At 71.6% G+C, this 12717-nt stretch carries 15 protein-coding genes; 9 read left to right on the top strand and 6 right to left on the bottom strand.

The features are described from left to right. Positions 1 to 4 precede the first annotated feature (4 nt). The 5 genes from FK268_RS06600 to FK268_RS06580 all read left to right on the top strand — a co-directional run bounded on the left by FK268_RS06600 (position 5) and on the right by FK268_RS06580 (position 3815). On the top strand, positions 5 to 1138 hold the full coding sequence (locus tag FK268_RS06600; protein WP_146432445.1) for an 8-amino-7-oxononanoate synthase: 1134 nt from the start codon (positions 5 to 7) through the stop codon (positions 1136 to 1138). Beyond that, on the top strand, positions 1135 to 1848 hold the full coding sequence (gene bioD / locus FK268_RS06595) for a dethiobiotin synthase (RefSeq protein WP_146432443.1): 714 nt from the start codon (positions 1135 to 1137) through the stop codon (positions 1846 to 1848). The genes FK268_RS06600 and bioD overlap by 4 nt, the downstream gene beginning before the upstream one ends. A gap of 99 nt (positions 1849 to 1947) precedes the next feature. Then, entirely contained in the window at positions 1948 to 2955 is a 1008-nt protein-coding gene (gene bioB, locus FK268_RS06590) for a biotin synthase BioB (protein WP_146432441.1), read from the top strand. A gap of 8 nt (positions 2956 to 2963) precedes the next feature. Further along, on the top strand, positions 2964 to 3170 hold the full coding sequence (bsaP, locus tag FK268_RS06585; protein ID WP_193560259.1) for a biotin synthase auxiliary protein BsaP: 207 nt from the start codon (positions 2964 to 2966) through the stop codon (positions 3168 to 3170). 36 nt (positions 3171 to 3206) lie between these two features. After that, the gene (locus tag FK268_RS06580; protein WP_146432439.1) at positions 3207 to 3815 is read left to right on the top strand and encodes a hypothetical protein; all 609 of its coding nucleotides are present in this window, start codon (positions 3207 to 3209) and stop codon (positions 3813 to 3815) included. Positions 3816 to 3831: 16 nt separating this feature from the next. On the opposite strand, the gene FK268_RS06575 is transcribed toward FK268_RS06580, so the two are convergent. The 3 genes from FK268_RS06575 to FK268_RS06565 form a co-directional block, all read right to left on the bottom strand. Further along, positions 3832 to 4500 (bottom strand): FMN reductase, encoded by a 669-nt coding sequence (locus FK268_RS06575; RefSeq protein WP_146432437.1) that lies wholly within the window; start codon positions 4498 to 4500, stop codon positions 3832 to 3834. 1 nt (position 4501) lies between these two features. Continuing rightward, positions 4502 to 5635: an LLM class flavin-dependent oxidoreductase gene (locus tag FK268_RS06570; protein WP_146432435.1), complete on the bottom strand. Its 1134-nt coding sequence runs from the start codon at positions 5633 to 5635 to the stop codon at positions 4502 to 4504. Positions 5636 to 5714: 79 nt separating this feature from the next. Further along, the gene (locus tag FK268_RS06565; protein ID WP_146432433.1) at positions 5715 to 6428 is read right to left on the bottom strand and encodes a hypothetical protein; all 714 of its coding nucleotides are present in this window, start codon (positions 6426 to 6428) and stop codon (positions 5715 to 5717) included. Between the two features lie 144 nt (positions 6429 to 6572). Between FK268_RS06565 and FK268_RS06560 the strand changes: the two genes are divergently transcribed. Further along, complete coding sequence (locus FK268_RS06560) at positions 6573 to 7514, top strand: acyl-ACP desaturase (protein WP_146432431.1); 942 nt, start codon at positions 6573 to 6575, stop codon at positions 7512 to 7514. A 44-nt stretch (positions 7515 to 7558) separates the two neighbouring features. Here FK268_RS06560 and FK268_RS06555 read toward each other — a convergent pair whose 3' ends face one another. Then, positions 7559 to 8281 (bottom strand): NUDIX hydrolase, encoded by a 723-nt coding sequence (locus tag FK268_RS06555; protein WP_146432429.1) that lies wholly within the window; start codon positions 8279 to 8281, stop codon positions 7559 to 7561. A gap of 47 nt (positions 8282 to 8328) precedes the next feature. Here FK268_RS06555 and nadA point away from each other — a divergent pair, with 47 nt between their 5' ends. The 3 genes from nadA to nadC are packed head-to-tail and all read left to right on the top strand — an operon-like array spanning position 8329 to position 11710. Further along, positions 8329 to 9378, top strand: coding sequence for a quinolinate synthase NadA (gene nadA, locus FK268_RS06550; protein ID WP_146432427.1), 1050 nt, complete (start codon positions 8329 to 8331; stop codon positions 9376 to 9378). Further along, positions 9375 to 10850, top strand: a complete 1476-nt coding sequence (gene nadB, locus FK268_RS06545; protein WP_146432426.1) for an L-aspartate oxidase — start codon at positions 9375 to 9377, stop codon at positions 10848 to 10850. The genes nadA and nadB overlap by 4 nt, the downstream gene beginning before the upstream one ends. Beyond that, the gene (gene nadC, locus FK268_RS06540) at positions 10847 to 11710 is read left to right on the top strand and encodes a carboxylating nicotinate-nucleotide diphosphorylase (RefSeq protein WP_146432424.1); all 864 of its coding nucleotides are present in this window, start codon (positions 10847 to 10849) and stop codon (positions 11708 to 11710) included. Before nadB ends, nadC begins: the two co-directional genes overlap by 4 nt. On the opposite strand, the gene FK268_RS06535 is transcribed toward nadC, so the two are convergent. Together FK268_RS06535 and FK268_RS06530 are read right to left on the bottom strand one after the other, a co-directional pair. Further along, positions 11667 to 12149 carry a DoxX family membrane protein gene (locus FK268_RS06535; RefSeq protein ID WP_146432422.1) on the bottom strand — a complete coding sequence of 161 codons (483 nt, stop codon included), beginning with the start codon at positions 12147 to 12149 and terminating at the stop codon, positions 11667 to 11669. The two genes, nadC and FK268_RS06535, sit on opposite strands and share 44 nt — an antisense overlap. Then, the gene (locus FK268_RS06530) at positions 12146 to 12604 is read right to left on the bottom strand and encodes a DM13 domain-containing protein (RefSeq protein ID WP_146432420.1); all 459 of its coding nucleotides are present in this window, start codon (positions 12602 to 12604) and stop codon (positions 12146 to 12148) included. The genes FK268_RS06535 and FK268_RS06530 overlap by 4 nt, the downstream gene beginning before the upstream one ends. Positions 12605 to 12717 lie beyond the last annotated feature (113 nt).

Below are 12717 nucleotides of genomic sequence, written 5' to 3'. Positions count from 1 at the left end.
GGACATGAACGGTGTTCAATTGGATTCGTTGGGGTGGCTCGACGGTTACGCGGCCGACCGCGCCGCGGCGGGCCTGCGGCGCACGCTGACGGCGCGACGCCCCGAGGAGCTCGGCCTCGACCTCGCCTCCAACGACTACCTCGGCCTCAGCCGGCATCCGCGGGTGCTCGCCGCCGCCGCCGAGGCGCTGCGGGTCTGGGGTGCGGGCGCTACCGGGTCGCGCCTGGTCACGGGCACGACGGAGCTCCACGAGGCGTTCGAGTGCAACCTGGCGGACTTCACCGGCGTCGAATCGGCGCTGTGCTTCTCCTCGGGCTACCTGGCCAATCTCGGTGTGGTCACCGCGCTCGCGGGGCGCGGCGCGCTCGTCGTCTCCGACGGTGGTTCCCACGCCTCACTCGTCGACGCCTGCCGGCTCTCCCGTGCGCGGATCGTGGTGACCCCGCGGGGTGACGTGAACGCCGTTCGGGATGCCCTCGCGGACCGCGCCGAGGCGCGCGCGATCGTGCTCACCGACTCGGTCTACAGCGCCGACGGGGTGCTCGCGCCCGTCACCGAGCTGCACGCCGCAGCCCGTGCGCACGGCGCCGCACTCGTGGTCGACGAAGCCCACGGGCTCGGCGTCCGCGGCGACGGCGGCCGCGGCCTGGTGCACGAACTGGGTCTCGCGGGCGAGCCGGACCTCGTCGTGACCGCCACCATGTCCAAGGCCCTCGGCGCGCAGGGCGGCGTTGTCCTCGGCCCCGAGCGCGTGCGGGCGCACCTGATCGACGCGGCGCGTCCCTTCATCTTCGACACCGGGCTCGCTCCTGCGGCGGTCGCGGCCGCGGACGCGGCCCTCGCCGAGCTGCGCTCCGATCCCGCGCTCGCGGGCCGGGTTCTGGACCGGGCGCTCGCCGTCGCGGCCGGTATCGGCGCGCCCGTGCCGACCTCGGCAGTGGTCTCGCTCGTCCTCGGCGAGCCCGAGGTCGCCGTCGCGGCCCGCGACGCCTGCGCCGCCGCAGGGGTGCGCGTCGGCTGTTTCCGGCCGCCGTCGGTGCCCGAGGGGACGTCGCGCCTGCGGATCACCGTGCGCGCCGATCTCACCGATCGCGAGGTCGCGACCGCCGTCGACGTGATCCGGCGGGCCGTCGCGTGATCCTCTGTGTCACCGGTACCTCCACCGGCGTGGGTAAGACCGTCGCCACGGCGGCACTGGCCGCTGCGCTGCTGCGGAGCGGGCCGGTCACCGTGGTCAAGCCCGCCCAGACCGGTTTCGCCGCCGGAGCCGTGCGCGACGAGGAGGGTCAGCTCTCGGACGCCGCCGAGGTGGCGCGATTGGCGCCGGGTGCGGCCGCCGTCGAACACCGGAGGTTCCCGGAGCCCCTCGCGCCGCTCACGGCTGCGGCGAGAGCCGGCCTCGACCCGCTGGGCCGCGCCGAGGCGGTCGAGGTGGTCCGCAGGGCCGGCGGGGCCGTGCTCGTCGAAGGGGCGGGCGGTGTTCTGGTCCGCCTCGGCGTCGACGATTCTCGAACGCCGTTCACCATCGTCGACCTTGCGGCGGACCTGTCCGCGGAGGTGGTCGTGGTCGCGGATCCCGCGCTCGGCACCCTCAATCACACCGAGCTCACGATCCGCGCGATCGAAGCCGGGGGCGTCGCCTGCGCCGGGATCGTGCTGTCCCGCTGGCCCGACGAGCCGGGCCTCGCCGAGCGCTGCAACCTCGTCGACCTGCCCGAGCTGACCGGCGTGCCGGTCGTCGGACGGATTCCCGACGGTGCCGCGGCCCTGCCGCCGGAACGGTTCGCGGGAGCGGCATCGTCGTGGTTCGACGCCGCGTGGCTCGCGGGGCTCGCCGACCGCCCTTGAACGACGTTCATGAATTGAACGCTGTACAGTGCTCGATAGTCGCGACGCCACGGTGTCGCAGAACACAGCCGACCGATCACAGCCGACGAGGGAGATCACATGACCGGGGTCCTGGCCGACATCATCGAGGTCGCGCGCGAGCAGGTGCTCGAGCGCGGTGAAGGGCTGAGCCAGGAGCAGGTGCTGGCCGTGCTCCAACTGCCCGACGAGAAGCTCGACGAGGTGCTCCAGCTCGCCCACGAGGTGCGCATGAAGTGGTGCGGCCCCGAGGTCGAGGTCGAGGGCATCATCAGTCTCAAGACGGGCGGCTGCCCCGAGGACTGCCACTTCTGCAGCCAGTCGGGCCTGTTCGAATCGCCCGTCCGCTCCGCGTGGATCGACATCCCGTCGCTCGTCGAGGCGGCCAAGCAGACCGCGAAGACCGGGGCCACCGAGTTCTGCATCGTCGCCGCGGTCCGCGGGCCGGACAAGCGGCTGATGTCCCAGGTGGCGGCCGGTATCGAGGCCATCCGCAACGAGGTCGACATCCAGATCGCGTGCAGCCTCGGCATGCTCACCCAGGAGCAGGTCGACGAGCTCAAGGCGATGGGTGTGCACCGCTACAACCACAACCTCGAGACCGCGAAGTCGCACTTCCCGAACGTGGTGACCACGCACTCGTACGAGGAGCGGTGGAACACGCTGCGCATGGTCCGTGAGGCCGGCATGGAGGTCTGCTGCGGCGGCATCCTGGGCATGGGGGAGACGCTGGAGCAGCGCGCCGAGTTCGCGGCGAACCTCGCCGAGCTGGAGCCCGACGAGGTGCCGCTCAACTTCCTCAACCCGCGGCCCGGTACGCCCTTCGGCGATCTGGAGGTGCTGCCCGCGGCGGAGGCGCTCAAGGCCGTCGCGGCGTTCCGCCTTGCGCTGCCGCGCACGATCCTGCGATTCGCGGGCGGCCGCGAGATCACCCTCGGAGACCTCGGTGCGGAGAAGGGCATCCTCGGCGGCATCAACGCCGTGATCGTGGGCAACTACCTCACGACGCTGGGCCGGCCCGCTGAGACCGATCTCGATCTGCTCGATTCGCTGAAGATGCCGATCAAGGCATTGAACGAGACCCTGTGACGGCCGTGATGGATCAGGAGCCGGTGTACGACGAGTACACCGGCAAGCCGCTGGCGGAGGGGGCGCCCGTCTTCGCGGCGGCCCGTCTCGGTCTCGAGCCGCCGCGGTACTGCGCGTACTGCGCGCGCAGGATGATCGTGCAGGTCAGCCCGCACGGGTGGACGGCGCGCTGCTCCCGCCACGGCGAACTCGACTCGAAGAGCCGCGAGCGCTGATTCCGGCTGCCGGGGCGGCTCGTTAGGCTGATGCCGATGCCTACTGAAACGTCGACGCGGTCCGTCTCGCAGGTGGTGGTGCCGGCGGTGGTCGGCGCAGTCCTGGGCGCGGCCGCCGCTCTGGTCCGGGGCACCGTCGCCCCCGGAGTACGGGGAGTGGTCCTCTCGTCGGGGCAGGCGGTGCTCCGCTCCGACCAGTTCGACAACTTCTTCGTCGCGACGGCGCTGTTCGTGGCGGTTTCGGTAGTCGGTGGACTGCTCACGGGACCGGCACTGTTCCGCGGGGAGCGGCGCTCGCCGCGGGGCGTGGTGATCACGCTCGGCGCGGCGACCGTCGGCGTGGCGCTCGCGGTCGTCCTCGGCCAGGCGGTCGTGGATGCGCGATTCACGGGCCCCGGTGCGCCTGGCCTCGACTTCACGGCCGCTCCGTCGATCAGGCTGCGCGGCGCCAACGTCCTCGCTCCCGCGGACCACTCCGGCGGCGTGCTCGGCGATCTGGCCTCGTGGGTGCTGGTACTGGTCTGGCCGGCCTGCACGGCGTTGTGGTGCGCGGTGATCGCGCTGTTCGGGCGGATCGCCGGCGACGAGGGTGCTCCGGTCGGGAACGGGTCGCCGGATCAGCCCAGCGTGATCGGATCGCGGTAGACGGTCTCGCGACGCCCTACCGACGCTCCTGGTCTCCGGTGTGCCCGCGGAGCAACTCGGCGAAATCGGCCACGGGGCCGAGATCGGTCGCCGTCCCGGAACGCCGTGGCGCCCCCAGGTCCGACGGTCCGCCGAAGCCGGCCACCGCGCCGTCGGCCTGGACGAGCGCAGCGGCGAGTTCCGCACCGGCCCGGGAGATCCGGGACGCCAGTTCCGACGAACCGAAGTCCTCGGTCGCGGCGAAGACGCCCGTCGGGAGGATCCGTGCCCGCAGGTAGCTGAACAGTGGCCGCAGAGCGTGATCGAGCACCAGGGAGTGCCGCGGCGTGCCGGCCGTCGCGGCGACGAGCACGGGCACATCGGTGAGGGCGTCGGGGTCGAGGGCGTCGAAGAACATCTTGAACAGGCCGCTGTAGCTCGCGGTGAACACGGGCGAGACCGCGATCAGGCCGTCGGCGGTGGCGATCGCGTCCTTGGCGGCGGTGAGCGCGGGAGTCGGGACGCCGGTGGTCATCACCGTCGCCAGGTCGCGGGCGAGCTCGCGGACCTCGATCACCGTGGCATCCACGGCCTCGCCGCGCGCGGACACCGCAGCGCGAGTGGAATCGGCGAGTTGGTCCGCGAGCAGGCGCGTCGACGACGGCTCCGAGACGCCCGCGGCGACGACCACCAGGGAGCGGGGCATGTCAGGCCTCCTTCGCGACGGCGAGATCCTGGGCGGGGAGCACCAGGCGGTGCGGCGACTCCGGCCCCGCGGCGACGAGTGATTCGTGGGTCGGCGGGTCCGACGGGACGTGGGCCGGCCGGCGCAGCTCGAACTCCTTGCGCAGCACCGGGACGACCTGCGTGCCGAGGATCTCGACCTGCTCCAGGACCTGATCCAGGGGGAGGCCCGCGTGATCGAGGAGGAAGAGCTGGCGCTGGTAGTCACCCGCGTAGTCCGCGAAGCTCAGCGTCTTCTCGATCACCTGCTCGGGCGTTCCGACGGTGAGCGGCGTCATCTGCTCGAAGTCCTCGAGCGACGGTCCGTGTCCGTAGACGGGTGCGTTGTCGAAGTACGGGCGGAAGCGGCGCTTGGCCTCGGCCTCGGTCGCCGCCATGAACACCTGGCCGCCGAGTCCGACGATCGCCTGGTCGGCGCCGCCGTGGCCGTAGTGCTCGAAGCGCTGCCGGTACAGGCGCACCATCTGCTCGGTGTGCTCGGTGTTCCAGAAGATGTTGTTGTGGAAGAAGCCGTCGCCGTAGAACGCGGCCTGCTCGGCGATCTCGGGCGACCGGATGGAGCCGTGCCAGACGAAGGGCGGCGTGCTGTCCAGTGGCGCGGGCGTCGAGGTGTAGCTCTGCAAGGGGGTGCGGAACTGTCCCTCCCAGTCGACGACGGGCTCGCGCCACAGCCGCCGCAGCAGGTGGTAGTTCTCGATGGCCAGCGGGATGCCCTGGCGGATGTCCTTGCCGAACCACGGGTAGACCGGACCGGTGTTGCCGCGACCCAGCGTCAGGTCCACGCGGCCGTCGGCGAGGTGCTGCAGCATCGCATAGTCCTCGGCGATCTTCACCGGGTCGTTGGTGGTGATGAGCGTGGTCGCGGTGCTCAGGCGCAGTGTCTCGGTCCGGGCGGCGATCCAGCCCAGCAACGTGGTGGGGGAACTCGGGACGAACGGCGGGTTGTGGTGCTCGCCGGTGGCGAAGACGTCGAGGCCGACCTCCTCCGCCTTCACGGCGATCGCGGTCATGGCCTTGATGCGCTCGTGCTCGCTGACCGTCGTACCGGTGGTCGGGTCGGTGGTCACGTCGCCGACGCTGAAGATTCCGAACTGCATGTCGATCCTTCCCCTTCGGGTCCCTGTCGGACCCTTCGACCACTGTAACGGACCGCGGTCCGAATATATTTCCGGCGGGTCAGCGCCGCTCGAGCACGTCGGCAGTGGTCAGAACCCGCACCTCGCGGTCCGGCTCGGTCAGCACCGTCAGGAAGCCGGGCTCGGCTTTGAGGACGTAGCCGTGGACGGTCTCCGTCCTGGTCACGACATCCTCCAGCGGCACCCACGGCGTCTCGACCAACCCCGCGATCGCGAGCAGGCCGATCCCCGCGATGATCGCCGCGCGGCGGAAGAGGAATTGGGTGGCCCGGTGCAGCACGCCGTGGCGCCAGAACAGTCGCATCGCGACGAAGACGGCCCCGATCACCGCCGCCGCGATCGGGACCCAGACGTACCGGTACGTCGCCGACAGGGCCACCGCCGCAGCGACGAGCAGCGCGAGCGTGAGGCCGGTGTCCACGATCCCCGAGCGGGTGCCGTTGATCGGCCAGACGAGCCGGAGGAAGGAGAGGGGGAGCAGGAGTGCGACGAGACCCCCGGTGAACCCCGGGTCGGCCATGAGTGTTCCGAAGAACATGGTCAGTGCGCCGTCGACGTCGGTGACGGCCATGATCTGGGTCGCCGTGTTCCAGTTCCAGTTCGCCACCGCGAGGAGGCGCAGGAGGAGGAACAGGACGGCCGCGCCGGCGCCGACGCTCAGGCCGCGGGCGACGTCGCCCGCCTCGTCGGCGGCGATCCGATCGGACGAGGAGGAGAGCGGGGTCGCGTCCGCCGCTCCGGACGTGCTGGTCATGGGGTCACCGTAGTCGTGCCGGTGCGCGGTCGGCGCACGGCGGTGACTCCTTGTTTTTGGACCGCAAGTTCCGCTGCGTCCGCGTCGCCGGCGGACTTACCATCGGGCCGTCCGGAACCGACGGAGGCGCTCACGATGTCGACGATGACCGACTTGCAACTGCTGACCGAACTCGAACCGGTGGTGGAGGACAACATCAACCGCCACCTGCGGGTCGCGAAGCCGTGGAACCCGCACGATTACGTGCCCTGGACCGACGGCCGTAACTTCGCCGCACTCGGCGGCACGGACTGGGAGCTCGGCCAGTCCCCGCTGTCCGAGGTGGCGCGCGTCGCGATGATCACGAACCTGCTCACCGAGGACAACCTCCCGTCGTACCACCGCACGATCGCCGACAACTTCTCCCTCGACGGGGCGTGGGGCACATGGGTGGGCCGCTGGACCGCGGAGGAGAACCGGCACAGCATCGCGATGCGCGACTACCTGCTGGTCACGCGCTCCGTGGATCCGGTGAAGCTCGAGCGCGACCGGATGACGCACCTCGAGTTGGGCGTGTCGGCGCCGGAGGAGTACGGCGGCGTGCTCGATCAGGTGGTGTACGTGACCATTCAGGAGCTCGCGACGCGGGTCAGCCACCGGCAGACCGCACGCGTCTGCGCCGAGCCCGTCGCCGACGCGCTGCTCAAGCGCATCGCCACCGACGAGAACCTGCACATGATCTTCTACCGGAACCTCACGGCCGCGGCGCTCGACATCGCGCCCGATCAGGTGCTGGAGTCGATCGTCAAGGTGACGACGAACTTCGTCATGCCGGGCGAGGGCAAGCCCGACTTCCGGCGCAACGGCGTGCTCATGGTCAAGCATGGCATCTACGATCTGCGCCAGCATCTCGACGACGTACTCAAACCCATCTTCAAGATCTGGGGTCTGTTCGACCGGACCGATGTCTCGGCCGCGGGGGAGCGGTATCGCGACGAAATCGGCCGCTACGTCGACAAGCTCGAGGACGACGTGGTGCGCTTCGAGGAGAGCCGGGCGCGGGCCGTCGAGCGGGAGCGGGCCCGGGCGGCCCGACGCTCGGCCTGACGTCGCCGGGGTTCGACGGTGCGCCGACCAGTGCTCTCCGGACCTCAGCCCGGTGGCCGGAGTGTGGCGAACTCGTCGGTGATGCGCAGGTAGGAATCCGTGAAGCGGTACAACGCCGGTGGCCGACCGCGAGTGGCCTGCCCGGTCTCGCCGGTCGCGGTGATCACCGACCGGCGCGAGAGGATCCGCAGCAGGTTGGTCGCGTCCACCGGGTAGCCGAGGACGGCCACGTAGACGTCGCGCAGTTGGGAGACCGGAAAGGCGCGCGGCGCGAGCGCGAAGCCGATGTTCGAGTAGGAGAGCCGGGCCGCGAGCCGCGTGCGGGCGCGGTGCACCATCGCGGCGTGATCGAAGGCCATCGTCGGGAGCGCCTCGACGGGGTGCCACGTCGTGTCCTCGGGCAGCCGCGGGTCGGTGCCCGAGCGGACGAGGCCGAGGAACACGGAGGCGAGGGTGCGGTCGGCGCCGGCGCTCGCCGGTACCCGATGCGGATCGGAGAACTCGGCGAACTGCTCGAGGTGCGCGACCTCGGTGAGGTCGACCTTCTCGGCGAGCAGCCGTCGGGCGCTGGTCGGGAGGTCCTCACGCGGGTCGAGAAGGCCGCCGGGGAGTGACCAGGCGCCCTGGTCGGGTGCCATCGCGCGCTGCCACAGGAGCACCTGGAGCGTGCCCGCCGCGCTCGAGCCCCGCGCGGGCGTGACCCGGAACACAGTGCTGAGAACCTCGTGCGCGACGCGGTGCTGGGGGGCGGTGCTAGCATCGGCCATATATCGATCATAGGTCGATAAATAGCCGACGAGAAAGGGGCGCCGCGATGACTTCAGCCACGTCCGCCGCCACCGAGTTCAGTTCCCCGCTCTACGACCGGATCGTCCCGGGTGCCATGTACACCGGCGTCGACGGCGACCGGGAGTGGGCCGCCGAGGTCAAGCGACTCGCGAAGCTCCGCGACGCCACGATCCTCGCGCACAACTACGAGCTGCCCGCGATCCAGGACGTCGCCGACTTCGTGGGTGACTCGCTGGCGCTCTCGCGCATCGCCGCCGACGTCTCCACGTCGACCATCGTCTTCTGCGGCGTCCACTTCATGGCGGAGACCGCCAAGATCCTCAGCCCCGAGAAGACGGTCCTCATCCCGGACCAGCGCGCGGGCTGCTCGCTGGCCGATTCGATCAAGGCCGTCGAGCTGCAGGAGTGGAAGGACGAGCACCCGGGCGCCGTCGTCGTCTCCTACGTCAACACGACGGCCGAGGTGAAGGCCCTCACCGACATCTGCTGCACGTCGTCGAACGCCGTCGAGGTGGTGCAGTCGATCCCCGAGGAGACCGAGATCCTGTTCCTGCCGGACCAGTTCCTCGGCGCGCACGTCAAGCGCGTCACCGGCCGGCAGAACATGCACATCTGGGCCGGCGAGTGCCACGTCCACGCGGGCATCAACGGCGACGAGCTCGCCGCGCAGGCCACGGCGCACCCCGACGCCGACCTGTACGTGCACCCGGAGTGCGGCTGCGCGACCTCGGCGCTGTACCTGGCGGGGGAGGGCGCCGTCCCGGACGACCGGGTGAAGATCCTCTCGACCGGCGGCATGCTCGACGCCGCGCGCGAGACCGGCAAGAAGGAGGTCCTCGTGGCCACCGAGGTCGGCATGCTGCACCAGCTGCGTATGGCCGCACCGGGCGTGGACTTCCGGGCCGTCAACGATCGCGCCTCGTGCAAGTACATGAAGATGATCACGCCGGCTGCGCTTCTGCGTTGCCTCGTCGAGGGGAAGGACGAGGTCTTCGTCGACGCCGCGATGGCCGACGCGGGCCGTAAGGCCGTGACCCGGATGATCGGCATCGGGCAGCCCGGCGGCGGGGAATGACCGGGCCCACCGCGGCTGACCTCCTCGTCGTCGGCGCCGGAGTCGCGGGCCTCACCGCGGCCATCGCCGCGGCGGACGCCGGCCTGACGGTGACGGTGCTGTTCAAGCCCTCGCCGGGCGGCGCGCCGTCGACCTCCACGGCGTACGCGCAGGGCGGCATCGCCGTGGTCGATCGGGCGGATCCGCAGGACTCGATCGAGCGGCACGTCGCGGACACCGTCGCGGCGGGCGGTCCGCTCGTGGACGTCGACGCCGCCCGGTCGATCCTCGCCGACGGCCCCGCCGCCGTCGACCGGCTCATCGCATGGGGCGCGCAGTTCGACCGCCGGCCGGACGGAACGCTCAAGCGCACGCGGGAGGGCGGGCATTCGCTCTCCCGCATCATCCACGCGGGCGGCGACGCCACGGGCGCGGAGGTGCAGCGCGCGCTGACCGCGGCGGCGAAGACCCGTGCCACGCTGTCCGCGGGGCCCGCCCAGGTGTACGCGCTGCTGGTGACAGGCGACCGGGTGGTGGGCGTGCGCACCGAGACGGGCGACGTGCTCGGCCGGACGGTGCTGCTCGCCACCGGCGGGGCGGGACACCTCTTCTCCAGCACCACGAATCCACTCGGTGCGACGGGCGACGGCATCGCGCTCGCGGCCGCCGCGGGCGCGGACGTGCGGGAGCTCGACTACGTCCAGTTCCACCCGACGATGCTGTACACGCCCGGCGCGCGGGGCCGCCGGCCGCTGATCTCCGAGGCCGTGCGCGGCGAGGGCGCGCACCTCGTCGACGCCCGCGGCGAGGCGGTCATGGACGGCGTGCACCCGATGGGCGACCTCGCGCCGCGCGACGTGGTGGCCCGCGCGGTCACCGACGCCATGGAGCGCACCGGCGCGCCCTGTGCGTACCTCGACGCCACGATGATCCCCGACGTCGCGCACCGCTTCCCGACGGTGACCGAGGCCGTCCGTGCCGCGGGCCTCGATCCGCAGACCGATCTCATCCCGGTGGTCCCGGGCGCGCACTACCTGTGCGGCGGCGTGGTCACGGACCTGCACGGCGCGACGACCGTGCCCGGTCTGTACGCCGCCGGCGAGGTCGCGCAGACCGGCCTGCACGGCGCCAACCGCCTCGCCTCGAACAGCCTGCTCGAGGCGCTCGTCATGGGCCTGCGGGTCGCGTCCGCAGCGCAGGCGGCAACCCCGCTGCCCGACGGTGCCGCCCGCATCGTCGCGCCGTCGACCGCCCGAGCCGAGCGGTCCGCGCTGCAGGACGCGATGACGCGGTTCTGCGGGGTCCGGCGCACCGTCGACGGGCTCACGGAACTGCGCGGCCTGCTCGCGGATCCCGGCTTCGTGGCCGACGCGCCCGCAGTCACGCCGCGGGATCACGAGGACGCCGTCCTGGCCGCCGTCGCCCGGATGATGACGGGGCAGGCACTGGCGCGCGAGGAGAACCCGACCGAAGCACTGGAGGCGACCCGATGACCGAACTGACCCTCGAGCCCGACCGCGCCGAGGTGGTGCGGCTCATCCGCACCGCGCTCGACGAGGACCTGCGCTACGGACCGGACGTGACGAGCGAGGCCACCGTGCCCCCCGGCGCGACCACCGTCGCCAGGGTGATCAGCCGCGAGCACGGGGTACTGGCCGGCATTCCCGTCGCCGAGTGGGTGCTCGACGAGGTGGTCGGACCCGGCAACTACCGCGTGCCCGCGAAGATCGCCGACGGCACCGTCATCGCTCCGGGCGACGTGGCGATGGTCGTCGAGGGGCCGACGCTCGCTCTGCTCACCGCCGAACGCACGCTGCTCAACATCGTCACCCACCTGTCCGGCATCGCGACGGCCACGGCCGCCTGGGTGGCCGAGGTCGAGGGTACGGGCGCGAAGATCCGCGACAGCCGCAAGACCCTCCCCGGCCTGCGCGCGCTGCAGAAGTACGCGGTGCGCGCCGGCGGTGGCGTCAACCACCGGATGGGGCTCGGCGACGAGGCGCTCATCAAGGACAACCACGTCGTCGCGGCGGGTTCGGTCACGTCGGCGGTCGAGGCGGTCCGCCGTCGCGCGCCGGGCGTCCCGCTCGAGGTGGAGGTCGATTCGCTCGAACAGCTCGACGAGGCCTTCGGGCTCGGCGTCGACCTCGTCCTCCTGGACAACATGCCGCTGTGGATGACGCAGTCCGCCGTGCAGCGCCGGAAGAAGACGGCGCCGCGCACCAAGCTCGAGTCCTCGGGTGGCCTCACGCTCGACGTCGCGGCGGACTACGCCCGCACCGGCGTCGACTACCTCGCCGTCGGTGCCCTCACGCACTCGGTGCGCGCGCTGGACCTCGGCCTCGATCTCTGAGCCGATCGAGCGCCTGCGGCAGCGACCCGGCGCGCGCCAGCGCCCCGCCGGCCAGCACGATCGCCGCGAGGACGACCATCACGGGGTACTGGACGACCAGCTGATCGGCCGCCCAGTACGAGCACAGGAGCGCGATCGCGGCGAGCGCCGTCGCTCGCGGTAGTACTCCGGCCAGCGCCGCCACTCCGAGGGCGACCTCGATGAAGGGAACCGCGATCCCGAAGGGCGTGGCGAGACGGCCCATGACCTCGCCGGCGAACCATCCGAAGGCACCGGGGACGCGGGGGTTCGACGAGGCGCTGTGCACCACGAGGAGGATGTCGCTCCGGCCGAATCCTGCGTGGTACTTCACGTAGCCCTCGTGCAGCCACAACAGGCCGAGAGCCAGCCGGGCCGCGACGACGGTGACCGTCGCGCCCCGGACCGCGAGCGCGGTCATCGTCCGAGCTGCGCGGCCCCGAAGACCGCGAGCGCCTTGTCGCAGTGCACCACGAGATGGGTGTAGGAGCCGGCCGCCGTGCCCTCGGGGAGCATGAACCGCTGCGCGGCCTTGTCGTAGGAGATCGCACCGAGCCGCACGCCTGCCTTGACGTCGCCCTCGGACGTCCCCTTCGTCAGGTAGAGGTGCAGGTCGGGGCCCTCGTCGGAGGAGAACCCCGCGAGTTCGACGACGGAGCCCGTGATCGTCGCGGTGCCGGCCACCGCTTTGCCGTTCAACCCGGAGAACGTCCCCGTGGTCATCGCGGGCGCGGCCGGCGCCATCGTCATCGACGACATCACCGGTGCGGTACTCGTCATGGTCGCGTCGGGCATGTCCTTCGACCCGCCGCACGCCGTGAGTGCCAGGCCCAGGCCGACGGTGACGACGACGCCGGTGAGGTGGGATGCGCGCATGATGGAACTCCTTCTCGGACGGGGACGGCGGCGTTCGCGCCGACTCGGGATCGAGTCAAGCAACGGCGGACGCGGGGCAGAAGGTGTATGGCAGCGCCGTAACCGCACCTTTC

This window comes from Tsukamurella sputi, assembly GCF_007858445.1.
GTDB classification, from domain to species: domain Bacteria; phylum Actinomycetota; class Actinomycetes; order Mycobacteriales; family Mycobacteriaceae; genus Tsukamurella; species Tsukamurella sputi.
The sequence above is the reverse complement of the archived record's forward strand: the minus strand, read 5'-3'. Positions and strand labels throughout refer to the sequence as shown.